The 22,420-nt window shown below is 72.3% G+C and carries 23 protein-coding genes and 1 pseudogene; 18 read left to right on the top strand and 6 right to left on the bottom strand.

Annotation, left to right across the window (positions count from 1 at the left end; all coding sequences use genetic code 11):
- Window positions 1-87 precede the first annotated feature (87 nt).
- From ffh to ACZ6NZ_RS17700, 15 genes are all read left to right on the top strand, one after another.
- Window positions 88-1,647 carry a signal recognition particle protein gene (gene ffh / locus ACZ6NZ_RS17770; RefSeq protein WP_357269939.1) on the top strand — a complete coding sequence of 520 codons (1,560 nt, stop codon included), beginning with the start codon at window positions 88-90 and terminating at the stop codon, window positions 1,645-1,647.
- A 68-nt stretch (window positions 1,648-1,715) separates the two neighbouring features.
- The gene (locus ACZ6NZ_RS17765) at window positions 1,716-2,294 is read left to right on the top strand and encodes a Uma2 family endonuclease (protein WP_465859041.1); all 579 of its coding nucleotides are present in this window, start codon (window positions 1,716-1,718) and stop codon (window positions 2,292-2,294) included.
- Between the two features lie 18 nt (window positions 2,295-2,312).
- Complete coding sequence (locus tag ACZ6NZ_RS17760) at window positions 2,313-3,392, top strand: amidohydrolase family protein (protein WP_465859039.1); 1,080 nt, start codon at window positions 2,313-2,315, stop codon at window positions 3,390-3,392.
- 424 nt (window positions 3,393-3,816) lie between these two features.
- Window positions 3,817-5,223 (top strand): proline--tRNA ligase, encoded by a 1,407-nt coding sequence (gene proS, locus ACZ6NZ_RS17755; protein ID WP_465859037.1) that lies wholly within the window; start codon window positions 3,817-3,819, stop codon window positions 5,221-5,223.
- Between the two features lie 14 nt (window positions 5,224-5,237).
- Window positions 5,238-5,885, top strand: coding sequence for a ribonuclease FAU-1 family protein (locus tag ACZ6NZ_RS17750; RefSeq protein ID WP_465859036.1), 648 nt, complete (start codon window positions 5,238-5,240; stop codon window positions 5,883-5,885).
- Window positions 5,886-6,113: 228 nt separating this feature from the next.
- Window positions 6,114-6,596, top strand: a complete 483-nt coding sequence (gene rpsP / locus ACZ6NZ_RS17745) for a 30S ribosomal protein S16 (protein ID WP_465859034.1) — start codon at window positions 6,114-6,116, stop codon at window positions 6,594-6,596.
- Window positions 6,571-6,831, top strand: a complete 261-nt coding sequence (locus ACZ6NZ_RS17740; RefSeq protein WP_186718042.1) for an RNA-binding protein — start codon at window positions 6,571-6,573, stop codon at window positions 6,829-6,831. The genes rpsP and ACZ6NZ_RS17740 overlap by 26 nt, the downstream gene beginning before the upstream one ends.
- A complete protein-coding gene (gene rimM, locus ACZ6NZ_RS17735; protein ID WP_465859032.1) occupies window positions 6,831-7,442 on the top strand; it encodes a ribosome maturation factor RimM in 612 nt (203 codons plus the stop codon). Before ACZ6NZ_RS17740 ends, rimM begins: the two co-directional genes overlap by 1 nt.
- A gap of 11 nt (window positions 7,443-7,453) precedes the next feature.
- Window positions 7,454-8,227: a tRNA (guanosine(37)-N1)-methyltransferase TrmD gene (gene trmD, locus ACZ6NZ_RS17730; RefSeq protein ID WP_465859030.1), complete on the top strand. Its 774-nt coding sequence runs from the start codon at window positions 7,454-7,456 to the stop codon at window positions 8,225-8,227.
- Window positions 8,228-8,370: 143 nt separating this feature from the next.
- A complete protein-coding gene (rplS, locus tag ACZ6NZ_RS17725; RefSeq protein WP_030335223.1) occupies window positions 8,371-8,727 on the top strand; it encodes a 50S ribosomal protein L19 in 357 nt (118 codons plus the stop codon).
- 184 nt (window positions 8,728-8,911) lie between these two features.
- Window positions 8,912-9,781 carry a signal peptidase I gene (gene lepB / locus ACZ6NZ_RS17720; protein ID WP_366608253.1) on the top strand — a complete coding sequence of 290 codons (870 nt, stop codon included), beginning with the start codon at window positions 8,912-8,914 and terminating at the stop codon, window positions 9,779-9,781.
- A gap of 10 nt (window positions 9,782-9,791) precedes the next feature.
- Window positions 9,792-10,427: a signal peptidase I gene (gene lepB / locus ACZ6NZ_RS17715; RefSeq protein ID WP_366608254.1), complete on the top strand. Its 636-nt coding sequence runs from the start codon at window positions 9,792-9,794 to the stop codon at window positions 10,425-10,427.
- 47 nt (window positions 10,428-10,474) lie between these two features.
- The gene (locus tag ACZ6NZ_RS17710; protein ID WP_465859028.1) at window positions 10,475-10,960 is read left to right on the top strand and encodes an NUDIX hydrolase; all 486 of its coding nucleotides are present in this window, start codon (window positions 10,475-10,477) and stop codon (window positions 10,958-10,960) included.
- Window positions 10,954-11,766, top strand: a complete 813-nt coding sequence (locus tag ACZ6NZ_RS17705) for a ribonuclease HII (protein WP_465859026.1) — start codon at window positions 10,954-10,956, stop codon at window positions 11,764-11,766. The genes ACZ6NZ_RS17710 and ACZ6NZ_RS17705 overlap by 7 nt, the downstream gene beginning before the upstream one ends.
- Window positions 11,763-12,086: a DUF2469 domain-containing protein gene (locus tag ACZ6NZ_RS17700; RefSeq protein WP_007075222.1), complete on the top strand. Its 324-nt coding sequence runs from the start codon at window positions 11,763-11,765 to the stop codon at window positions 12,084-12,086. The genes ACZ6NZ_RS17705 and ACZ6NZ_RS17700 overlap by 4 nt, the downstream gene beginning before the upstream one ends.
- Before the next feature lie 63 nt (window positions 12,087-12,149).
- On the opposite strand, the gene ACZ6NZ_RS17695 is transcribed toward ACZ6NZ_RS17700, so the two are convergent.
- Complete coding sequence (locus ACZ6NZ_RS17695) at window positions 12,150-13,292, bottom strand: sulfite oxidase (protein WP_366608257.1); 1,143 nt, start codon at window positions 13,290-13,292, stop codon at window positions 12,150-12,152.
- Between the two features lie 182 nt (window positions 13,293-13,474).
- Between ACZ6NZ_RS17695 and ACZ6NZ_RS17690 the strand changes: the two genes are divergently transcribed.
- Window positions 13,475-14,173: a murein hydrolase activator EnvC family protein gene (locus ACZ6NZ_RS17690; protein WP_465859025.1), complete on the top strand. Its 699-nt coding sequence runs from the start codon at window positions 13,475-13,477 to the stop codon at window positions 14,171-14,173.
- Here the strand turns inward: ACZ6NZ_RS17690 and ACZ6NZ_RS17685 are convergent.
- From ACZ6NZ_RS17685 to ACZ6NZ_RS17665, 5 genes are all read right to left on the bottom strand, one after another.
- Window positions 14,094-15,275 (bottom strand): aminotransferase class V-fold PLP-dependent enzyme, encoded by a 1,182-nt coding sequence (locus tag ACZ6NZ_RS17685; protein ID WP_465859023.1) that lies wholly within the window; start codon window positions 15,273-15,275, stop codon window positions 14,094-14,096. The genes ACZ6NZ_RS17690 and ACZ6NZ_RS17685 overlap by 80 nt on opposite strands.
- Window positions 15,276-15,352: 77 nt before the next feature.
- Window positions 15,353-16,339: a tyrosine recombinase XerC gene (locus ACZ6NZ_RS17680; protein WP_465859021.1), complete on the bottom strand. Its 987-nt coding sequence runs from the start codon at window positions 16,337-16,339 to the stop codon at window positions 15,353-15,355.
- A gap of 390 nt (window positions 16,340-16,729) precedes the next feature.
- On the bottom strand, window positions 16,730-17,947 hold the full coding sequence (dprA, locus tag ACZ6NZ_RS17675; protein WP_465859019.1) for a DNA-processing protein DprA: 1,218 nt from the start codon (window positions 17,945-17,947) through the stop codon (window positions 16,730-16,732).
- Window positions 17,944-19,464, bottom strand: a complete 1,521-nt coding sequence (locus ACZ6NZ_RS17670) for a YifB family Mg chelatase-like AAA ATPase (protein WP_366608264.1) — start codon at window positions 19,462-19,464, stop codon at window positions 17,944-17,946. The genes dprA and ACZ6NZ_RS17670 overlap by 4 nt, the downstream gene beginning before the upstream one ends.
- A gap of 30 nt (window positions 19,465-19,494) precedes the next feature.
- The gene (locus ACZ6NZ_RS17665; RefSeq protein WP_355005226.1) at window positions 19,495-19,854 is read right to left on the bottom strand and encodes a YraN family protein; all 360 of its coding nucleotides are present in this window, start codon (window positions 19,852-19,854) and stop codon (window positions 19,495-19,497) included.
- A gap of 199 nt (window positions 19,855-20,053) precedes the next feature.
- On the opposite strand from ACZ6NZ_RS17665, the pseudogene ACZ6NZ_RS17660 reads away from it, so the two are divergent.
- Both ACZ6NZ_RS17660 and rpsB read left to right on the top strand, forming a co-directional pair.
- A pseudogene (locus tag ACZ6NZ_RS17660) lies at window positions 20,054-21,158 on the top strand (hypothetical protein).
- 309 nt (window positions 21,159-21,467) lie between these two features.
- Window positions 21,468-22,370 (top strand): 30S ribosomal protein S2, encoded by a 903-nt coding sequence (gene rpsB, locus ACZ6NZ_RS17655; RefSeq protein WP_366608266.1) that lies wholly within the window; start codon window positions 21,468-21,470, stop codon window positions 22,368-22,370.
- Window positions 22,371-22,420 lie beyond the last annotated feature (50 nt).

Genomic DNA, 22,420 nt, shown 5'->3' with positions numbered 1-22,420 from the left:
CGGCCGGGCGGTTACCCTAGCGGTGGCCGGACTCCGCAGTGCCGGCCGCGTTGTGCCCGCCGGAACACTGACAAACGGGATGTTCGCGTGTTTGACACCTTGAGTGACCGCCTGTCCGGGATCTTCACCAAGCTCCGCGGCAAGGGGCGGCTCACCGACGCCGACATCGACGCCACCGCGCGCGAGATCCGCCTCGCGCTGCTGGAGGCGGACGTCGCGCTGCCGGTGGTCAAGGGCTTCATCGCGGCCGTCAAGGAGCGGGCCCGCAGCTCCGAGGTCTCCCAGGCGCTGAACCCGGCCCAGCAGATCATCAAGATCGTCAACGAAGAGCTGATCAACGTGCTCGGCGGCGAGGGGCGGCGGCTCCAGTTCGCCAAGCAGCCCCCGACCGTGATCATGTTGGCCGGCCTCCAGGGCTCCGGTAAGACGACCCTCGCCGGCAAGCTGGCCCGCTGGCTGAAGGGCCAGGGGCATCAGCCGCTGCTCGTCGCCGCCGACCTCCAGCGCCCCAACGCCGTCGGGCAGCTCCAGGTGCTCGGTGGCCGGGCCGGTGTCGAGGTGTACGCCCCGGAGCCCGGCAACGGCACCGGTGACCCGGTGCAGGTGGCCCGCGCGTCGATCGAGCACGCCAAGCGCGCCGCCCGCGACATCGTCATCGTCGACACCGCCGGCCGCCTCGGCATCGACGCCGAGATGATGCAGCAGGCCGCCGACATTCGCGACGCCGTCTCGCCGGACGAGGTCATCTTCGTCATCGACGCGATGGTTGGTCAGGACGCCGTCCGCACCGCCGAGGCGTTCCGCGACGGCGTCGGCATCACCGGTGTGGTGCTCTCCAAGCTCGACGGCGACGCCCGCGGTGGTGCCGCGCTGTCGGTCCGCGAGGTCACCGGGCAGCCGATCCTGTTCGCGTCCACCGGTGAGAAGCTGGAGGACTTCGACGTCTTCCACCCCGACCGGATGGCCAGCCGGATCCTCGGCATGGGCGACGTCCTCACTCTGATCGAGCAGGCCGAGCAGGCCTTCGACTCCGATCAGAAGGAGAAGATGACCGCCAAGCTGATGGGCGGTGAGCAGTTCACCCTTGACGACTTCCTCGACCAGCTCATCGCGGTGCGGCGGATGGGCCCGATCGCCAACGTGCTGGCCATGATGCCGGGCATGGGGCAGATGAAGGACCAGCTCGCCGAGCTGGACGACAGCCACTTCGACCGGGTCACCGCGATCATCCGGTCGATGACCCCGGGCGAGCGGACCAACCCGAAGATCATCAACGGTTCCCGCCGGGCGCGTATCGCCAACGGCTCCGGGGTCACCGTGATGGACGTCAACCAACTGCTCAACCGCTTCGCCGACGCGCAGAAGATGATGAAGCAGATGGGCGGCATGATGGGCCTGCCCGGCGGTGGCCGGCGCAAGGCGACCAAGTCGCCGAAGAACAAGCGCAAGGGCACCAAGGGTGGCGGTCGTCCGCGTACCGGCGCCGGCGCCGGGATGCCCGCCGGTTTCCCGGGCGGAATGCCGCAGCTCCCGCCGGGGATGGACCCGAACGACCTCGCTGGCGGCCAGGGCCTGCCGCCCGGCTTCAAGCTTCCGAAGATCGACTTCAACAAGCTCGGCAAGGGCGGCGACAAGGGCCCGCGCTGACGTGTGTCGGTGACGGCGGGCGACTGATCCGGCGCTTAGGGTGAGGTCGCCCCCTGGAAGGAGATGTCATGACCGCAGCCCCGATCCTGCCCGAACGGCACGAGTGGACGGTCGACGACCTCGGTGACCTGCCGAAGGACCTTCCGTACGAACTGATCAACGGAAGGTTGATCGTGCCGTCGCCGACTGCCGTGCACCAGGAGTTCTGCGTCGAGCTGCTGCTCACGCTTCGCGTCAACTGCCCGCCGGAATACCTGGTCAGTATCGACCTGTCCATGCGGGTCGACCGGCGCAACGAGCCTCGCCCCGACGTGGTGGTCATTCGCCGTAAGCATGCCGGCCGATCGCCGGTCCCGGTGGAGGACGCCCTGCTCGCCGTGGAGGTCGTCTCCCCGACCTCCAGCTTCCGCGACATGTACGACAAGGCGAAGGTCTACGCGCACGCCGGCGTCCGGTCCTACTGGGTGGTGGACCCGTTGCAGGAACACGTCACGCTGACCGAGTACACCCTTGGCGCCACCCGCGAGTACGAGCAGGTCGCCCACACCGAGGACCTGTTCGTCACCGAGCACCCGTGGAAGGTCTCCGTGGACCTGCCCGCCCTGACCGCTCGGAAGAACGACCTGCTCGCCCCCGACGGGGAGTGATCGGGTAGGACTGTGCGCATGGCTCTTCATGTGCGCGGCGTGCTGCTCCCCGACGACGAGGTCCGGGATCTCTGGCTGGTCGGCGACCGGGTGACCTTCACTCCCGTACCCGATGCCCAGACCGTCGTCGACGGCGGCTTCGTGTTGCCGGGGTTGGTCGACGCGCACTGCCACATCGGCATCGCCCGAGGTGGCGCCCCGATCACCTCACTCGACCAGGCCCGCGCGTTGGCCCACGTCGACCGGGACGCCGGGGTGCTGGCGATCCGGGACGCCGGCTCGCCGTACCCGTACCCCGAACTCGACGACGAGCCGGACCTGCCGCGACTGGCCCGCGCGGGCCGGCACGTCGCCCCGCCGAAGCGCTACCTGCGCGACATCGGCGTGGAGGTCGACGCCACCGAGGTCGCCGCGACGGTGGCCGCGCAGGCACGGGCTGGCAACGGCTGGGTCAAGCTGGTCGGCGACTGGATCGACCGTGGCGTCGGTGACCTGGCGCCGGCCTGGGACGCGGACACCCTCAGCGCCGCCGTGCGGGCCGCACACGACGCCGGGGTACGCGCCGCGGTGCACACCTTCTCCGAGTCGGCCGTCGAGATCATGGTGCGGGCCGGGGTCGACTCGGTGGAGCACGGCACCGGGCTCACCCTCGACCTGATCGACGAGATGGCCCGCCAGGGCACCGCGCTGGTCCCCACGATGATCAACATTGCCACCTTCGGGGGGATCGCCGAGCAGGCGCGGGGCAAGTTTCCCGGGTACGCCGACCACATGCTGGCGTTGCGTGACGGCTTCCCCGAGGTGGTGCGTGCCGCGTACGAGGCTGGGGTGCCCATCTACGTGGGCACCGACGCCGGCGGTGGCATCGATCACGGGTTGGCCGCCGAGGAGATGCTGCTGCTGCACGAGCGGGCGGGCATGGCCCCGATCGACGTGCTCGCCGCCGCCTCCTGGGGCGCCCGGGAGTGGCTCGGCTTTCCCGGCCTGGTGGAGGGCGGCCTCGCCGACCTGACCGTCTACCCCGAGGACCCCCGCAGTGACCTGCGCGTCGTCCGCGCCCCGTCCCGCACGATCCTCCGCGGCCGCGTCATCCGCTGACCGCCCCCCGCGGGTTCCGCCGTCGTGGTGCGCTGGGCCGCTGGGCCGCTGTGCGGCTGTGCGCGTGTGCCGCGTCCCTTGGCGCAAGATCGTGCTCGAACCACGATGTAGGGGCCTCAACGTCGCGGGATGCCACTACATCCAGGATCGAGCACGATCATGGCCCGAAGATCCGCACAACTTCCCGGATGTTGCTGCCTGCCGCGCGCCTGAGGCAGCAACATCCGGGAAGTTGCTCGGATCTTGGTGCGGGGTGCGGGGTGCGGGGTGCGGGGTGCGGGGTGCGCGGCGTCGTCGCGGCCTGCTCCGCGTTGTCGCGGGCGGGGGCGGGAGTGGCCTGGTGCTGGCGCCGAGGACGGCACGGTACGGGGCTGGCGACTCCCGGACGCGGTGTCCGCCCGCGCGGCGCATAGGATGTGCGGTCATGGCACGCGTGCTCACTCCCCGTGCGGAGGATTTTCCCCGCTGGTACCAGGACCTGATCGCCAAGGCGAAGCTGGCCGACAACGGCCCGGTTCGCGGCACCATGGTCATCCGACCGGCCGGCTACGCCATCTGGGAGCGTATGCAGGCTGAGATGGACGCTCGGATCAAGGCGGCGGGTGCGGAGAACGCGTACTTCCCGTTGTTCATCCCCGAGAACTATCTCAAGCGCGAGGCGGAGCACGTCGAGGGCTTCTCGCCGGAGCTGGCCGTCGTCACGCACGGTGGTGGCAAGCCGCTGGCCGAGCCGGTGGTGGTGCGCCCGACCAGCGAGACGGTCATCGGCGAGTTCATGGCCAAGTGGATCGACTCGTACCGGGACCTGCCGCTGCTGCTGAACCAGTGGGCGAACGTGGTCCGGTGGGAGCTTCGGCCGCGGATCTTCCTGCGTACCAGCGAGTTCCTCTGGCAGGAGGGGCACACCGCGCACGCCACCCGTGAGGACGCCCGGGCGTACGCGCGGCGGATCCTGCACGAGGCGTACGAGGACCTGATGGTCAACGTGATCGGCATTCCGGTCGTGGTCGGTCTGAAGACGAAGCGTGAGCGCTTCGCCGGGGCGACGGCCACGTACACCTGCGAAGGCATGATGGGCGACGGCAAGGCGTTGCAGCTGGGCACCAGCCACGAGCTGGGCCAGAACTTCGCCAGGGCGTTCGACATCAGCTACTCCTCCAAGGAGGGCAGCCGGGAGCACGCCTGGACCACCTCCTGGGGCACGTCCACCCGGATGCTCGGTGGCCTGATCATGGCGCACGGCGACGACAACGGCCTGCGCGTGCCGCCGAAGCTGGCCCCGATCCAGGCGTACGTCATGATCGTCAAGGACGGCGACGGCGTCGGTGAGGCGGCGGCCAAGCTGCGCGACGGCCTGCGCGACGCCGGTGTCCGGGTCGCGCTCGACGACCGGACCGACACCCCGTTCGGCCGCCGGGCCGTCGACGCCGAGCTGCGTGGCTATCCGGTACGCGTCGAGGTCGGCCCCCGTGACCTGGCCGTTGGCAACGCGACGGTGGTGCGGCGGACCGACGGTTCGAAGACCCCGACGCCGGTGGCGGACGTGGTCACCGCGGTGCTGAGCGCCCTGGAGACGGACCAGCAGGTGCTGCACGACCAGGCGCTGGCCAACCGCGAGTCGCGCACCGTGGAGGTGGCCACCCTGGCCGAGGCGATCGAGGCCGCCGCGACCGGCTGGGCGCGGGTGCCGTGGTCGGCGGTCGGCGTGGCCGGTGAGGCGGAGGCGAACGGTCAGGGCGTCACGGTGCGCTGCCTGCTGCGCGCCGACGGGTCGGTACCGGACTCGGAGGACGAGCCGGATCTGGTCGCCATCCTCGCCCGCGCCTACTGAGGCGTAGGACGGTCGTGCGCTTCGCGCCAGGCCGGCTGATCATGCATCGGAACGTGCGGCACGGCCGGATCGGGTGGGTCCGGCCGGCCCGCGTGGTCAGCGACGATGATCGAGGGTTGCTGGTCTGGATCGCCCGGGACTCGCCGGTGGCCCACGAGGTGACCGAGGCCGGGCTGGGGATGCGGGCGATGCCGTTCGCCGAGTGGATCTTGTCGACGTACCGGTTGGCGCAGGGGCGTTGGAACGGCCCGCCGCTGTTGAAGTTCCTGCCCACGGGGGCGGCGCACTCCGTCTGGTGGTTCTCCGACGCCCAGGGCCGGTTCGCCCACTGGTACGTCAACCTCGAGGAGCCCGGTGTCCGCTGGGACGACGGCCCGGTGGCCGGCGTCGACGTGGTGGACCAGGACCTGGACGTGGTGGTGTGGCCGGACCGCAGCTGGGAGTGGAAGGACGAGGGTGAGTTCGTCGAGCGGCTCGCCTTCGGCGCCGACTACTGGGTGACCGACGAGAAGGCGGTCCGCGCCGAGGGGGAGCGGGTGATCGCGCTGGCCGAGTCCGGCGAGTTCCCGTTCGACGGCACCTGGTGTGACTTCACGCCCCCGCCGGAGTGGGGCATACCGGACAAACTGCCACCGGGATGGGACCGTCCACCGGTGCGCTGAGCGGTGTCGAGGTCGCCGACGACGTGGTGTACCCCTCCGATGCGGGAGATCGGCACCGGATCTGGCAGAATGGCTAGCTGGTATCCGGCGCGCGTCCGGCGCCCTCTAACCCGGGCACGTCGCCAGTCCACCGAGTAGTCTCCGGCCCAACCCCACTGTGCCGGTCGGCGCTCACCCATGCACACCGCCCGTTTGGGCCGGTGAGATCGCAACAGGAGCGAAACAACTGTGGCCGTAAAGATCCGGCTCCTGCGGATGGGCAAGATCCGCAACCCGCAGTACCGCATCGTCGTCGCCGATTCGCGCACCAAGCGTGACGGCCGGGCGATCGAGTTCGTCGGGGTTTACCAGCCCAAGGAAGACCCCTCGATCATCGAGGTCAAGTCGGAGCGGGTCCAGTACTGGCTGTCCGTCGGCGCTCAGCCGAGCGAGGCGGTGCAGCGGCTGCTGGAGCTGACCGGTGACTGGCAGAAGTACAAGGGCCTGCCGGCCCCGCCGCCGCTCCTGGTCGCTCCCGAGCGGGCCGACCGCAAGGCGGCGTACGAGGCTGAGGCGAAGGCCGCCGCCGGGCTCGCCCCGGAGACCCCGGCCAAGCCGGCCAAGAAGGCCGCCAAGGCTGCCGAGGCTCCGAAGGCCGACGCTGAGGCTCCGGCTGCCGAGGCTCCGAAGACCGAGGCTCCGGCCGCTGCCGACGCCGGTGAGCAGGCCTGACATGCCACTGCGTCCGGCGTTGGAGCACCTGGTCAAGGGCATCGTCGACCACCCGGACGACGTCCGGGTGCGGTTGGTCGATTCCCGTCGGGGTAAGCGGCTGGAAGTCCGCGTGCACCCCGAGGACCTCGGCACTGTGATCGGGCGGTCCGGCCGGACCGCCAAGGCGCTGCGCCAGGTGATCGGCTCCATCGGCGGGCGCGGGGTTCGCGTCGACATCGTCGACTCGTACTGATGCAGCTCGTCGTCGGCAGGATCGGCAAGCCGCACGGTGTCCGCGGTGAGGTCACCGTGGAAGTGCGGACCGACGAGCCCGAGGCACGGTTCGCCCCCGGTGCAGTGCTGCGCACTGAGCCGGGGGCGACGCCCCCGGCTGCGTCCCCGCGCAGCAGCGGTGTGCTGCGCACTGAGCCGGGGGCGACACCCCCACCGGCCAGCGATGGGCCCGGGGTGCCGTTCCGGGTTCCCGCGGAGCTGACCATCGAGGAAGCCCGCTTCCACCAGGGCCGGATGCTGATCGCGTTCGAGGGCATCCTGGACCGCAACACCGCCGAGGCGCTGCGTGGGACGCTGCTCGTGCTGGACAGCGCCGACGTGACCCCACCGGACGACCCGGAGGAGTTCCACGACCACCAGTTGGTCGGGTTGGCCGTGGTGACCCCGGCCGGCGAGCGCCTGGGTGAGGTCGCCCGCATCGACCACGCGCCCTCGTCCGACCTGCTGGTGCTGCGGCGCCCCGAGGGGCGTACCGCGTTGATCCCGTTCGTCCGGGCGATCGTTCCGGAGGTCGACCTGGCCGGCGGACGTGTGATCGTCGACCCGCCAGCCGGACTGCTCGACCTTTAGGACCAGCCCGCATGCGCGTCGACGTCGTGTCGATCTTTCCGGAGTACTTCGCCCCGCTGGACCTGTCGCTGATCGGACGGGCGCGGGCCAACGGCGTACTCCACCTTGCCGTGCACGACCTGCGGACCTGGACCCATGACGTGCACCGCACCGTCGACGACACCCCCTACGGTGGCGGGCCGGGCATGGTGATGCGTCCTGAGCCGTGGGGTGAGGCGCTGGACGCCCTCGCGCCGCTCGACGCCCCGCCGCCACGGCTGCTGGTGCCGTCGCCGGCCGGTGCCCCCTTCACCCAGGCCATGGCGTACGAGTTGGCGGCGGAGTCGCATCTGCTCTTCGCCTGCGGCCGCTACGAGGGGATCGACCAGCGGGTCCTGGCGCACGCCGCCACCCGGATGCCGGTCACCGAGGTGTCGCTCGGTGACTACGTGCTCTTCGGCGGCGAGGTCGCGGTCCTGGTGATGCTGGAGGCGGTCACCCGGCTGCTGCCCGGGGTGCTGGGCAACGCGGGCTCGTTGGACGAGGAGTCGCACGCGCACGGGCTGCTGGAGGCGCCGATCTACACCAAGCCGCCGAGTTGGCGTGGGCACGACGTGCCGGAGGTGCTCCGCTCCGGTGACCACGGCAGGATCGCCCGCTGGCGGCGCGAGGAGGGTCTGCTGCGCACCGCCGCCCGCCGGCCGGATCTGCTGGCCGCGCTCCCGGCGGACCGGCTCGACAAACGGGACATCGCGGCCCTCGACCAGGCCGGATTTCAACCTCCGCCGGGGGATGTGGCAAAGTAGGGGGGTTGCCGCATCCGTCCGCGCCCGCGGTCGGCTGCGAGGATCCCCGACCGGGGTCGGTTCGCCGATCACCACCCGGGAATCAGAATCACCCACCCGCGCACCGAGTGACGGTGCGCCGTGAGCCTTACGAGGACGCAGCGATGAACATCCTGGACGCCCTTGACGCCCAGTCGAAGCGGACCGACCTTCCCGACTTCCGGGCCGGTGACACCGTCAAGGTGCACGCCCGCGTCGTCGAGGGCAACCGGTCCCGTGTCCAGATCTTCCAGGGCGTCGTGATCCGCCGCCAGGGTGACGGTCTGCGCGAGACCTTCTCGGTCCGCAAGGTCAGCTTCGGTGTCGGCGTCGAGCGGACCTACCCGCTCAACGGCCCGGGCATCGACCGGATCGAGGTCGTGACCCGCGGTGACGTGCGTCGCGCCAAGCTCTACTACCTGCGCGAGCTGCGCGGCAAGAAGGCCAAGATCAAGGAGAAGCGGGAGAAGCAGCCCAGCTGACTTCCCGCTCGCCACGCCGCCCGAGCTGCGCGTATGCCGTACCGACCAGAGCGCACTACCCTGGTCGGTACGGGCGCAGCGAGGCGGCGGTCCCGCCCCAGGTGGCGGGTAGTTGTCCACGACCGCCCGTGGAGCCTCGACGAGGCTCCCGGGCGGTGGTGTTTTCTGCGGACCGGGGAGTGGCGTGGTGCAGACGCTTGACGAGGACGGCACCGTCGATCCGTGGCGCCGACGGGCTCGCCGCACCCGCCGGCAGATGCCGCTCTGGCAGGAGTTGCCGCTGCTGCTGGTGGTCGCGTTCTGCCTCGCGGTGCTGATCCGCACCTTCCTGCTCCAGGCGTTCTTCATTCCGTCCGGCTCGATGGAGGACACCCTCCTCGTCGGTGACCGGGTGCTGGTCAACAAGGTCGTCTACGACGTTCGCGATCCGCTGCGCGGCGAGGTGGTGGTCTTCCGGGGCACCGATCGCTGGGCGCCGCAGGTCGACGAGCAGCCGGAGCCCGGCGTCAGCGGCCGGCTCGCCCGCACCGTCGGCGACCTGGTCGGGGTGAGCCGCCCCGGTGAGAAGGACTTCATCAAGCGGGTGATCGGTCTCCCCGGTGACCGGGTCGCGTGCTGCGACAGTCAGGGTCGGGTGACCGTCAACGGCATCCCGCTCAACGAGTCGTACGTCCTGCGGGACTCACCCCTGGACCTGCCGCCCAACCCGGCGGAGTGCCGCTCCCGGCGCTTCGACGAGATCGTCGTGCCACCCGGTCAGATCTTCGTCATGGGTGATCACCGTGAGGTCTCCCAGGACGCGCGTTGCCAGGGGCCGGTGCCGATCGACAACGTGGTCGGCCGGGCCTTCATGGTGGTCTGGCCGTCGTCGCGGTGGAGCGCCCTGTCGGTGCCGTCCACGTTCGAGGACGTCTCCGGGCCGGTCACGGCGTCCCCCGGCGCGACTCCGGCGCGACCGACTCCGCAGGGCGGTGTGCTGCTGATGCTTCCATTGGTAGCCGCGCTGCGTGGTTCCCGCGCGTTCCGGACGGTGCCGTCCAGCCGGGCAACGTAGGCTCCTTGGCGTGATTGACGAGCAGACCGACAAGCCGCGCAGCTCCTTCTGGAAGGAGCTGCCGATCCTGCTGGGTGTGGCGATCCTGGTCGCGGTGCTGGTCCGCGCCTTCGTGCTGCAGACCTTCTTCATCCCCTCCCCGTCCATGGAGAACACTCTCAAGATCGATGACCGGGTGCTGGTCAACAAGCTGGTCTACGACTTCCGGTCACCGCACCGCGGCGAGGTGATCGTGTTCAAGGCGCCGACCGCGTGGAGCGGTAACCCCGACGGTGAGGACTTCATCAAGCGGGTGATCGGCATCCCCGGTGACCACGTGGTCTGCTGCGACCCCGAGGAACGGTTGATGATCAACGGCAAGTCGCTGGACGAGCCGTACATCTTCTCCATGGACGGGATTCGCGACAAGGCCGCCGACCAGGAGTTCGACATCACCGTGCCGAAGGGCCGGCTGTGGGTGATGGGCGACCACCGCTCCGCCTCCGGCGACTCGCTGGAGCACTGGCAGCAGTCCCAGCAGGACATCACCGAGGCCACCATCCCCGAGGAAGACGTGGTCGGGCGGGCGTTCACCGTCTTCTGGCCGGTCAACCGGGCCACCTGGCTGACGGTGCCCGACGGGTTCGACGGCATTCCCAAGCCGTAGGCCGACGGGGCGTGGGCGATCCGTCGTCGGTCTGGCAGGCTGGTGCGGTGACCGTCTACACCCCTCGACGCGCGGCTCGCGTGCTGCTCGTCGACGCGGCCGGCAGGGTCCTGCTGTTCGAGGGCTTCGACCCGGCCCGACCCGGGCACCGATACTGGTTCACTCCCGGCGGCGGGCTCGACCCGTCGGAGTCGCCGGCGGCGGGCGCGGCCCGAGAGTTGGCCGAGGAGACCGGCCTGCGGCTCGACCCGGCCCGGTTGGGCGACCCGGTCTGGGCCGATGCGACCGAGTTCTCCTTCGACGGCACCTGGTACCGCCAGGAGCAGGATTTCTTCCTCTTCCGGGTGGACTCCTGGCAGGTGGACACCTCCGGCTTCAACGACGTCGAGCGCCGCAGCATCGCCGACCACCGCTGGTGGGTCCCGGACGAGCTGGTGGCCAGCGGCGACCGGTTCTACCCGCCCGAACTGCCCGCCCTGCTGACCCGGCTGGGGCGGTCGACCGCCGTCGGCCAGGGCGGAGCGTCGTGCTGACCCCGCCGCGCACCGTGGTGCGCCGCGAGGCCGGCCTGTACGCCCTGGAGCGGGCGTTGCAGCGGCGTGGCTTCCGGCACGTCGCCGGCGCCGACGAGGCGGGCCGGGGGGCGTGTGCCGGTCCGCTGGTCGCCGCCGCGGCGGTGCTGCCCGAGGGGCGTCGCGGCGAGATCGAGGGGCTGGCCGACTCGAAGCTGCTCACCCCGGCCAGCCGGGAACGGGTGTACGCGGAGGTGGTGGACCGCGCGCTCGCGTACGCCGTGGTGGTCATCCCGGCCGAGGAGGTCGACGCCCGGGGTCTGCACGTGTGCAACCTGGCCGCGATGCGCCGGGCGCTCGCCTCGCTCACCACCCGCCCCGAGTACGTGCTGACCGACGGGTTCGGCGTGGACGGCCTGGGTGTGCCCGGGTTGGCGGTGTGGAAGGGCGACCGGGTTGCCGCGTGTGTGGCGGCGGCCAGTGTGCTGGCCAAGGTCACCCGGGACCGGCTCATGGTGGAGTTGGACGCGGTGTTCCCGGCGTACGGCTTCGCCGAGCACAAGGGCTACATCACCCCGGAGCACTCGGCGGCGCTGCGGGAGTACGGGCCGTGCCGGGAGCACCGGTTCTCGTACGTCAATGTCGCCGCGGTCTCCGGCCGCGACGGCCGGCCGCCGCGCGCCCGACGGCCCGGCGGCCACGGCCCGGATGAGCCGATGGAGCGCTCGTGGGCGTCAGGGGGTACCGTCGGCGTGGCGTTGGGCGAGCAGCCTCGGCCTCAGACGCCGGTGGGGGAAGATGTGGCCATGGAAGGCGGAGTGCGATGAGCGCGGAAGATCTCGAGAAGTACGAGACCGAGATGGAGCTGCAGCTCTACCGGGAGTACCGCGACATTGTCCGCCAATTCTCCTACGTGGTGGAGACGGAGCGTCGGTTCTACCTGGCCAACCAGGTCGACCTGCACGTGCGCAACTCCGACGGCGAGGTCTACTTCGAGGTCGAGATGCACGACGCCTGGGTCTGGGACATGTACCGTCCTGCCCGCTTCGTGAAGAACGTCCGGGTGATGACCTTCAAGGACGTCAACGTCGAGGAGCTGGAGAAGCCTGACATCTCGCTGCCCGCCGACTCCGGCTTCGGCGGCTGAGCGCACCCGAGCCGCCGGGCCCCGCCACGGGCCCCCCACCCGTGGCGTGACACCCGCCGCCGATCACTCGGTCGGCACCACGACCTCGACCCGCTGCGCCGAGTTGTTGGCGAAGCCGCCACGGTTCCACTGTTGCTCGACCGGCTGGGTCCGCCCGGACGCGTCGGTCGCCCGCGCGCCGAGCACGTACCGGCCGGGGGTGGCGACCCACTCGTGCCGCCAGCGCCGCCAGGCGAAGTCCCCGGCGTCCGCCGGGTCCAGCTCGGCCGGCGCCCAGCTCCGCCCGCCGTCGGTGGTCACCTCCACGGCGACCACCGGGGCGTGCCCCGACCAGGCCCGACCATCCAGCGTGCACGGGCCCTGTCGCAGCACCCGACGACGGGACATGAAGTCGGGGAAGCCGGGCGGACGGACCAGCGCCCGTGGCTCGATCCGGGTGACCGGCACGCCCGGGTCGTCCGCGTCGCGACGTACCCGGTAGGCCACCGCGTTCTGGTACCCCTCGAACGGCTCGGTCCGCAGCTCGATCGAGTGGACCCACTTCACGTGGGCCATTCCGTACCAGCCCGGCACGATCAGCCGCAGCGGCGCGCCATGCTGCGGCAGCAGGGGAGCGCCGTTCATCTCGTACGCCAGCAGCACCTCCTCGCGAAGCGCGTCGGCGACCGGAAGCGCCCGCTGGTAGTCCTGCTCGATCCCACGCTCCACACCGTGATCGGCGCCGGTGAAGACCACGTCCACCGCGTCCGGGTCGACGCCCGCCTCCCGCAGCAGCGGAGCGAGGGGGGTGCCGGTCCACTCCGCGTTGCCGACCGCCTCGACCAGCCAGGGCTGGCTGACCGGTCGGGGGTGCAGCAGGGCTCGCCCGTTGCCGGCGCACTCCAGGGTCACCTGCCGGGTGACGCGGGGCCGCTCGCGCAGGTCGGCGAGGGTGACGGTCAGCTGACGGTCGACCGCGCCGCCGATGGTCAGTGTGTGCGTCTCCGGGTCGAGCGCCGGGATGTCGTAGTGGATCAGCAGGTAGTGCAACCCGGCCGGGGTGACGTCGTAGCGCAGCGCCTCCAACGGGATGCCGTGGTTGCGGGCCGCGAGTTGCAGCTCCTCGGCGCTGATCGTCTCGTCCGGCTCCGCGAGCCGGGACGGGCCGCTCACGTCGGCCACCGTGGGCCCGGTCGGGGACGACGTCCGGTCATCGAGAGTGGTCATGCGGCCTCCCCGGTACAGACGGCGGCACCCCGCCGTACGCGGCCCAGCCTAGGCCCTGCGTGGCGGCGTTGCGCATAGCAGATCATCGAGAGCGTCGGGTGGTCGTCCACAGCGCCGTCGGTTGTCCACAGGTTTGTCGGCTGGGCTGGCGTACCACCCGGCCGTGACCGGAGGCTGCCGTTATGCGACAACCATCGGTCCGTTCGATGTGCCGTAGCGTGCTGCTCTGCGCCGCCGTGCCACTGGCGCTGACCGCGCAGCTCTGCGGCTTGGCGGTGCTCGTCGCGGCGGTGCCCGGCCAATCACCGACGCCGACCGTGCCCATCGCGTTCCAGGCGTCCGCGTCCGCGCCCGCTCCCGCCGGGCGGTTCCGCTGGCCGCTCGACGGGCCGCCCCGTCCGGTGCGCCGCTTCGACCCGCCACCTGAGCCATGGCTCCCCGGCCATCGCGGCGTCGACCTGCCGGCTCCCCCCGGCACGGTGGTCCGCAGCGCCGGCCCGGGCACCGTGCTCTTCGCCGGCCTGGTGGCCGGTCGACCGGTGGTCACCGTGGGGCACGCCGACGGGCTGCGGACCACCCACGAGCCGGTCCAACCCGGCGTACGCCCCGGCCAGCCGGTCGCCGCCGGCGCGCCGCTGGGCGACCTGCTGCCCGGCCACCCGGGGTGCCCGGCCGAGGCGTGCCTGCACTGGGGCCTGCGCCGCGGCGAGGAGTATCTCGACCCGCTGGCCCTGCTCGGCCTCGGCCCGGTGCGCCTGCTCCCGGCCGACCCCGCCTCGGTGTCCGGTCCCGGCCGTCCGGTCAGCGCTGGGCGAGCAGTGCCGGCAGCCGCGCGCCAAGCCGCTCGTACTCGTCGGCCGCGTTGTAGACCTGGCCGGTGAGCCGCAGCCACCCCCGGCCGTTCCAGCTCATCACCGCCACCTCGGCGGCGAGCCGCTCACCGATCCGCGCCTGCAACGCCCGCGCCGCGTCGATCGTGGTGCCCGTGCCGGCCGGCAGCGGGATGAGGCGCAGAGCCACCCCCGGCCCGCCGGGGTCAGGCAGGTCGGCGGGAGCCACCCCCAGAGCATCCCCCACCACCCGCTGGCCGTACGCGGCGAGCGCCGCGTTGTGCGCCCGCACCCGGTCGACGCCGAGACTGCGCATCGCGAACAGGCCCGCGGGGGCGGCCAGCCAGGGCGTGTAGTCGAGCGTGGCCTGCCACTCGAGCCGGGCCGGGAAGCCCGACTCCTGCTCCCAGGACACCACCAGCGGCTCGACCCGGTCCCGCCACCGCGGCGCCACCGCCAGCAGGGCGGTCCCGCGCGGGGCGTACGCCCACTTGTGCAGGTTGCCCACCCAGAAGTCCGCGCCGATGCCGGCCACCGGGATGGGCAGCATCCCCGGGGCGTGCGCGGCATCGACCAGGACCGGCACACCGTGTTCGCGCGCCGCCCCGACGATGGCGGCGGTCGGAAAGAGCTTCGCGGTGGCCGAGGTGAGCTGGTCGACGACGAGCAGCCGGGTCCTCCCGGGGCGCAGGCCGTCGCGGATGCTCTGCACGATCTGCTCGTCGGTGGCGGCCAGCGGGATCGGCAGGACCCGGCTGACCGCGCCGGTGCGGCGGCACTCACGCTGGATCGCCAGGCTCACCGCCCCGTACCCGTGGTCGGTGCTCAGCACCTCGTCGCCGGCCTTGAGACCAATCGACTGGAGCACCACCGCCACGCCGGTGGTGGTGTTGCCCACCAGGGCGCTGCCGTCCGGGTCGGCACCCAGGAACCCGGCGAGGTGCCGGCGGGTGTGCGCGATCCGGTCCACCAGCCCCTGGGTGAAGAAGCGCAGCGGGTTCGCCTCCATCTCGTCGCGCAGCCGCTGCTGGGCGCGCTGCACGGTGATCGGCACCGCGCCGAACGAGCCATGGTTGAGGTGACTGACCGCCGGGTCCAGGGAGAAGAGCAGGCGGGCGCCCGGGATCGGCTCGGGAGGACTCGGGACGCTCACCTGATGATCGTAACCGCCACGCAGGTGCGCCCACGGTCCTCGACCAGGCGGGCGGGCGTGCGCTCCGGCCCCCGTGATCAGGCGCGCGGATGCGCCTGCCGGTAGGCGCTCCGCAGCCGCTCGACCGAGACGTGGGTGTAGATCTGCGTGCTCGCCAGCGACGAGTGGCCGAGTACCTCCTGCACGGCGCGCAGGTCCGCGCCACCCTCCAGGAGGTGGGTGGCCGCGGAGTGGCGCAGGTCGTGCGGGCTGGTCCGGGGCAGCCCGGCGGCCTGGGCGTACGCACCGACAACCTGACGGGCGGTCGTCGGGTTGAGCCGACCACCCCGGGCACCCAGCAGCAGCGCGTCGCCGGAACGCGCGCCCACCAGCACCGGGCGGCCCCGGCGCAGCCAGTCGTCCAACGCCCGCTGGGCGGGCACCCCGTACGGCACCGAGCGCTCCCGCCCGCCCTTGCCGAACACCCGGATCACCCGCCGGCCGTGGTCGACGTCCTCGACGTCCAACCCGCAGGCCTCGCTGACCCGCACGCCGGTGGCGTAGAGCAGCTCCAACAGCACCCGGTCCCGCAGCGGTACCGCCTCGGCGGCTTCGCCGGGGCCCGACTCCGCTGGCGGATTCGGGGGAGGCGCCTGCCGGGACGGCGCCTCGACCAGAGCGGCGGCCTGGTCGGCGCGCAGCACGTTGGGCAGCTCCCGGTGCGCGCGAGGGCTGGCCAGCGCGGCACCCACGTCGGCGGGGAGCAGGCCGGCCCGGTGCGCCCAGGCGCTGAACGCCCGCGCCGACGCGGCCCGCCGGGCCAACGACGTGCGCGCCGCACCAGTGGTGCGCTGCCGCGCCAGCCAACTGCGCAGCACCGACAGGTCCAGCTCGGAGAGGTCGACGCAGCCCATCCGGACGGCGTGGTCGAGCAGCGAGACCACATCGGTGACGTACGCGCGGACGGTGTGCGCTGAGCGGTTACGGACCCGGGACAGGTGTGCGGCGAAGTCGTCGACAGCGTCGCGCAACGCTGGCGGGAGCGCCTGGTGCATGGCCCGGGTGCCCCGGTCCGGTCGGCTCATCGTGGCCGCGCCGACGTGCCGGCCGGTTCCTCGGCCCCGGCACCCTCACTGACGGCTGACACGGCACCAGCCTACGGCCGGTCCGCGGCCGGCACCCGGCACGACGCTGCCGGCGTCCACCCTCGACTACCGGCGGTTGTTCCTCTTGCTCAGCACCACGACCAGGCCGACCACGAGCGCGGCGGTCACGACGAGACAGAGGAGCACGCTGATGTGCCACGGCTTGATTGCACCCATGAACGGGCACGGTACCGGCAGTGTCGGCTGGCCGGGATCCCGACCGAGGTCGGCTGGCCGGATCCCGACCGGAAGACGCTGCCGGGATCCCGACAGCGAGGGAACACGGGCATCCGGACGACCACGCCGGCCCGGCTGCGGTGGCGTATCCGCTCAGGCGACAGGCCGACCGGACGTCTCCGCCGCCGCACGCTTTTGTCTGACGGGTGCGGCAAGGGCGTAGCCGTCGTCGCGACGGACCACCATGGACAGTTCCTCCAACAGCGACAGCTTGCGCAACGCGGTCCGTACGTCGACGCCGGCGCGCGCGGAGAGCCGGTCCACGCCCACCGCGCCCCGGCGGGGCAGCGCCTCCAACAGAGACCGCGCGTCGTCGTCCAACGCGTCGGTGGCCCGCTGCGGTCCACGCGCCAGCGGGGCCAGGTCCGCGCCGATCCGACCCACCTCCTCCAGCACGTGCGCCACCCCGGTCACCAGTCGGACCTTGTCGGGGAACTCGCGCAGGAACTCGTGCGCGCCGACGGACATCGCCGAGGTCACCGGCCCCGGCACCACCATGGCCACCCGATCGGCGTGGACCGCTCGCCGCGCGGTCTGCGTCGCGCCACTGCGCGCCGACGCCTCCACCACGACGGTGCCCCGGGTGCCTGCGGCGATCACCCGGTTGCGGATCAGGAAACGGGGTCGCAGCGGCTCGGCACCGGGCGGCCACTCGCTGACCAGCAGCCCCGTCTCGGCGATCCGGTCGAAGAGCGCGGCGTTGCCCATCGGGTACGGACGGTCGAGCCCACAGGCGAGCACCGCGACGGTCAGACCGCCAGCGGTGAGTGCGCCCCGGTGGGCGGCGGCGTCGATGCCGAACGCGCCACCGGACACCACCGTCCAGTCCCGCTCCGCCAAGCCGTACCCCAGCTCGGTGGCGACGTGCTGTCCGTATCCGGTGGCCGCCCGCGCCCCGACCACGGCCACCGAACGATCCAGAGCCTCGCCGAGCGGCCAGCTCCCGCGCACCCAGAAGCACAGCGGCGGGGCGGTCTCCGCGTCCACCCGGCGGCTGACGTCCGGCAGCCGCAACGCGGCCAGGTTGGCGACCTGGGCCGGCCACTCCTCGTCGTCCGGCGTGATCAGGCGGGCGCCCAGTCGGTCCGCCCGCTCCAGGGCCTCCGCGGCCACTGCCCGCGCGTCGCGGGCCGCCGAGCGTGCCGCGACGGTGGTGTGCAGCCAGCCGTCCGGACTACCCCCGTCGAGCAGCAGTTCCAGGGTTTTCACCGGGCCGTGCCGTTCGACCAGGTGATGCACAGCGCGCGTGCCCGGCTCCGCCAACCAGGTCAGGGCGACCCGGGCCAGCCGTCGTTCCTCCTCGGCGCTCACGTCGCCTCCCCCGTCCGTAGTTGAAGCGCCTCCCGGACGTCGTCCCGGTCGGGTCGGTCGCGACCGTCGAGATCGGCGATGGTCCACGCCATCCGGATCACCCGGTCGAAGCCGCGCGCCGACAGCGAGCCGGAGTCGAGCCGGCCCCGCAGCTCCACGGTGACCCGGGCCGGCAGCCGCCACGGCGGGCGGCGCAGGTGCGGCCCTTCCACCTCGGCGTTGAGCCGTCGGCCGAGGTCCGCCCAGCGGCTGGCCGCCGCCTGTCGGGCCGCCGCCACCCGGGCGGCGACCGTCGCCGAGGGCTCGACACCGCCGTCGGTCGCCATCAGCTCGGCCGCCCGCACCGGCATCAGCCGTACCTGGACGTCGATCCGGTCGAGCAGCGGCCCGGAGAGCCTTCCCAGGTAGCGGCGGCGCACCAGCGTCGAACACTCGCAGTGGGCGTCGCCAGCCGGCTTCGCGCACGGGCACGGGTTGGCAGCCAGCACCAGCTGGGTCCGGGCCGGATAGACGGTGCCGCCCCCGCTGCGGCTGAGCTGGATGCGGCCGTGCTCCAGCGGCTGGCGCAGCGCCTCCAGCGCACCCTTGCTGAACTCGGGGGCCTCATCCAGAAAGAGCACCCCGCGATGCGCCAGCGACACCGCGCCGGGTCGGGCCAGCCCCGAACCGCCGCCGACCAGCGACGGCACGGTCGCGGTGTGGTGCGGCGCCTGGAACGGCGGGCGACGCAGCAGCCGACCACCCGGCGGCAGCAGCCCGGCGACCGAGTGCAGCGCGGTGACCTCCAGCGCCGCGTCGTCGTCCAGCTCGGGCAGGATCGACGGCAGCCGTTCGGCGAGCATCGTCTTGCCGGCGCCCGGTGGGCCGAGCAGTGCCACGTGGTGCCCGCCGGCCGCGGAAACCTCCAGGGCGCGCCGACCCAGCTGCTGCCCGGCGACGTCGGCGAGATCCGGCCCACCGGTCAGCGGCTCCGGGATGTCCGCCGGTGGTTCGATCAGCGGGGTCCCGTCCCGAACGAAGGCGACGAGTCGGTGCAGGTTGTCCACCGCTCGCACCCGTACCCCGGGGATGACGGCGGCCTCGGCGGCGTTGCCGACCGGGACGATCACCCGCGCGACGCCGGCCTGGGCCGCGGCGGCGACCATCGGGAGTACGCCGCGCACCGGCCGGACCGTCCCGTCGAGCCCCAGCTCGCCGAGGACCACCACTCCCTCCAACGGCAGCAGCGGCAACTCACCCGAGCCGCCCAGCAGCGCTGCGGCGATGGCCAGATCGAAGGCCGACCCGAACTTCGGCAACGTGGCGGGCAACAGGTTGAGGGTGATCCGCCGGTTGGGCCAGCGCTGGCCGGAGTTGACCACGGCGGCGCGGACCCGGTCGCGGGCCTCGTGCAGTGCGGTGTCCGGCAGACCGGAGATCACCACTGCCGGCAGACCGGCGGCCAGGTCGGCCTCCACCTCGACGAGGTGTCCGGTCACGCCGACCAGCCCCACGCAGAGCACCTTGGCGTAGCTCACGGCACGTCACCGATCCTCCGGGTACGCATCTCAGAACGCGCCCTTGAGGTGGTCGACCTGCGCCGGGCCGGCGTCGGGCAGCCGCACCGACAGCACGTCGAAGCGGACCTCCTCGGCGGTCGTGCCGGTCTCGGTCAGCCACCGCGCGGCGAGCCCTCGCAGCCGGCGGGCCTTGGCCGGTACGACCGCCTCGGCCGGGGTGCCGAAGCCCTCACCCCGGCGGGTCTTCACCTCGCAGAAGGCGAGCACGGGCCCGTCCCACGCGATGATGTCGATCTCCCCGGCCGGGCAGCGCCAGTTTCGGGCGATGGGGCGCAGCCCCGCCTCGGTCAGGTGCCGGGCCGCACATTGCTCGCCGTACGCGCCAACCGCCTGGTTCCGCTTCGTCATGGCCGGCACGGTGCCCGCCCGAGGGTGGTCGCCGCGACCCGGCGGCAGCCCAGCTGTGGACAACGGGGGTGCTGTGGACAACGCAACGATCATGCCCGCGCTGTGCTAGCGGCGTCTCCTTGATCATGATGCGGGTCCCGTGGCTCCATTCCGGGGGCACGATTCGTGCCGGCGTCCCGGCCCGGCCGCCGGGGCTGAAATGGCGCAGGCGTGGCCGGTCGCATACGGTGCCTGACGTGGACGGACGACGGAGTTTTCCGGAAGATCAGGAGTCGCGCTGGTACCCCGACGAGCGGGGTCGCGGTTACGGCGAGTCGGAGTGGCGCGGCGCGGGCGAACCGCGCTACCGGGACACCGAGATCCCCGAGCAGCGTGGCGCGGAGGACGACCGCTCTGTCACGGACACCGGCGTCGGCCGCCGCCGTGAGCCGGAATCGGGCCGCTTCGGTGCCGTCGACGCGAGCAGCTTCGGTGGTGCGCCGGAGCCGGGCTCGGATCGCTTCGGTGCCGTCGATGCGAGCCGCTTCGGCACGCCGGAGTCGGACTCGGGTCGCTTTCGCGCCCTCGACGCCCAGACCGGTCGGTTCGGTGGGAGCGAGGCTGATTCGGGGCGCTTCGGCGCGGTGGACCCGTTGGGTGCCGCCCGGCCGGAGGCGGACGGTTACCGGGCCACCCGGTCGCGGCGGGCGGACCGGGACCCCTCCGAGGCCTCCGGAGAGCTGCCCGGTCGCCGGGCCGCCCGAGAGACGACCACGGCGGGATCACCGGTGACCAGCGCGGTGCCGGAGACCACCCGCGACAGCACGTCGACAGTGCCGGCCGGGGTGCTCGCTGACCAGACTCGTCCCGCTCCGCTCGGTGGGTACCCGATCGTCGAGCCGACCCGGGGCGCCGGCGACCCGCCGCACCCGCTGGAGATGCCGACCGGCCCGATGCCGGGGATCGGGCCTCGCCCCGACCTGCCCACCGGCGAACCAGCGGTGTACCCGCCGGCCGCCGACGGCGTCTATCGGACCCGTCGACCGGTGCTGGCCGTACTCTTCGCTCTGTTGGTGGTGGTCTTCGAGGTCCCCGCGTTGCGGGTGCTGCTGGCGGGCGTGACCGGCGATCCGGTGGACGCCGGCAACGTGGTGGTGGGTATCGCCCTGGTTGCCGGACTACCGATCTTCGCGACCGGGCTGTACGGGCTCCGAACCGGAGGTCTGGCGCTCGCCGACAACGGTCGGGGCTGGCTGCGCCCACCGACGGCCTACCTGACCGTCGGCCTGGTGCTCTTCGTGGCCGCCGCGCTCGCCGCCGGCTGACCCGGCTGCGGCCCGCTGCTCGCCCGCCGCCCGCAACTCGCACGAGCGAGCGGCGGGGCAGCGAGCTGCGGGGCGGCGGAGCACGCCACACGCACCCCGGGGCGGTTGAACGGGTGAGGGGCGTACACTGGCCAACTGGCGACCGCCTTGTGCGGTCGACCTCGCGCGCCCTCTTCACGAATCGTCGTGGAGCGACGGCCTCCCTGGTCCCGATCTTGATCGGGTCCACCATGGGTCGGCGACCAGGCGCCAGGACGCCCGGCCACCGGCCGGACGTGACAACCAGGGACCTTGAGGAGTACCCCAACCATGGCCGTCGTGACCATGCGTCAGCTGCTGGAGAGCGGTGTCCACTTCGGGCACCAGACCCGGCGCTGGAACCCGAAGATGAAGCGCTTCATCATGACCGAGCGCAACGGCATCTACATCATCGACCTGCGCCAGACCCTCGACTACATCGAGAAGGCGTACGAGTTCGTGCGTGGGACCGTCGCCGAGGGCGGCAGCATCCTGTTCGTCGGCACCAAGAAGCAGGCCCAGGAGGCGATTGCCGAGCAGGCGACCCGGGTCGGCCAGCCGTACGTCAACCACCGCTGGCTCGGTGGCATGCTGACCAACTTCCAGACCGTTTACAAGCGGCTCCAGCGGATGAAGGAGCTGGAGGGCCTGGGTGACCTCAGCGGCACCGCCGCCGGTTACACCAAGAAGGAGACCCTGCAGCTCTCCCGCGAGAAGATCAAGCTGACCCGCACCCTCGGTGGCCTGCGGGACATGCAGAAGCTTCCCGCCGCGGTGTGGATCGTCGACACCAAGAAGGAGCACATCGCCGTCGACGAGGCCCGCAAGCTGGGCATCCCGGTGATCGCGGTGCTGGACACCAACTGTGACCCGGACGAGGTCGACTTCCCGATCCCGGGTAACGACGACGCGATCCGCTCGGCGGAGCTGCTGACCAAGGTTGTCGCCGCTGCCGTCGCGGATGGTCTGATCGCGCGCTCCGGCCGTCGCCGGGGCAACGACGAGAAGCCCGAGGGTGTCGCGAGCGACGAGCCGCTGACCGAGTGGGAGCGCGAGCTGCTGGAGCCGAAGAAGGCCGACGAGGCCGCCCCGGCCGAGCAGCCCGCCGCTGCCGCCACCGAGCAGCCCGCCACCACCCCGGAGCAGCCGGCGCAGGCCACCACCGAGCAGCCGGCGGCCGCCACCGCGGAGTGATCGCACCGTCGCTGTCCCGCCGTCCGTTTTCGCGGACGGCGGGCAGCGGC

The organism is Micromonospora sp. NPDC047756 (assembly GCF_055587245.1).
This window is presented reverse-complemented; position numbering and strand designations above follow the sequence as displayed.

Coding starts and splice junctions, on each gene's coding strand:
- ACZ6NZ_RS17765 (WP_465859041.1), top strand. CDS start 1,716: ATGACCGCAGCCCCGATCCTGCCCGAACGGCACGAGTGGACGGTCGAC.
- ACZ6NZ_RS17760 (WP_465859039.1), top strand. CDS start 2,313: ATGGCTCTTCATGTGCGCGGCGTGCTGCTCCCCGACGACGAGGTCCGG.
- proS (WP_465859037.1), top strand. CDS start 3,817: ATGGCACGCGTGCTCACTCCCCGTGCGGAGGATTTTCCCCGCTGGTAC.
- rimM (WP_465859032.1), top strand. CDS start 6,831: ATGCAGCTCGTCGTCGGCAGGATCGGCAAGCCGCACGGTGTCCGCGGT.
- trmD (WP_465859030.1), top strand. CDS start 7,454: ATGCGCGTCGACGTCGTGTCGATCTTTCCGGAGTACTTCGCCCCGCTG.
- rplS (WP_030335223.1), top strand. CDS start 8,371: ATGAACATCCTGGACGCCCTTGACGCCCAGTCGAAGCGGACCGACCTT.
- ACZ6NZ_RS17700 (WP_007075222.1), top strand. CDS start 11,763: ATGAGCGCGGAAGATCTCGAGAAGTACGAGACCGAGATGGAGCTGCAG.
- ACZ6NZ_RS17695 (WP_366608257.1), bottom strand. CDS start 13,292: ATGACCACTCTCGATGACCGGACGTCGTCCCCGACCGGGCCCACGGTG.
- ACZ6NZ_RS17690 (WP_465859025.1), top strand. CDS start 13,475: ATGCGACAACCATCGGTCCGTTCGATGTGCCGTAGCGTGCTGCTCTGC.
- ACZ6NZ_RS17680 (WP_465859021.1), bottom strand. CDS start 16,339: ATGAGCCGACCGGACCGGGGCACCCGGGCCATGCACCAGGCGCTCCCG.
- ACZ6NZ_RS17665 (WP_355005226.1), bottom strand. CDS start 19,854: ATGACGAAGCGGAACCAGGCGGTTGGCGCGTACGGCGAGCAATGTGCG.
- rpsB (WP_366608266.1), top strand. CDS start 21,468: ATGGCCGTCGTGACCATGCGTCAGCTGCTGGAGAGCGGTGTCCACTTC.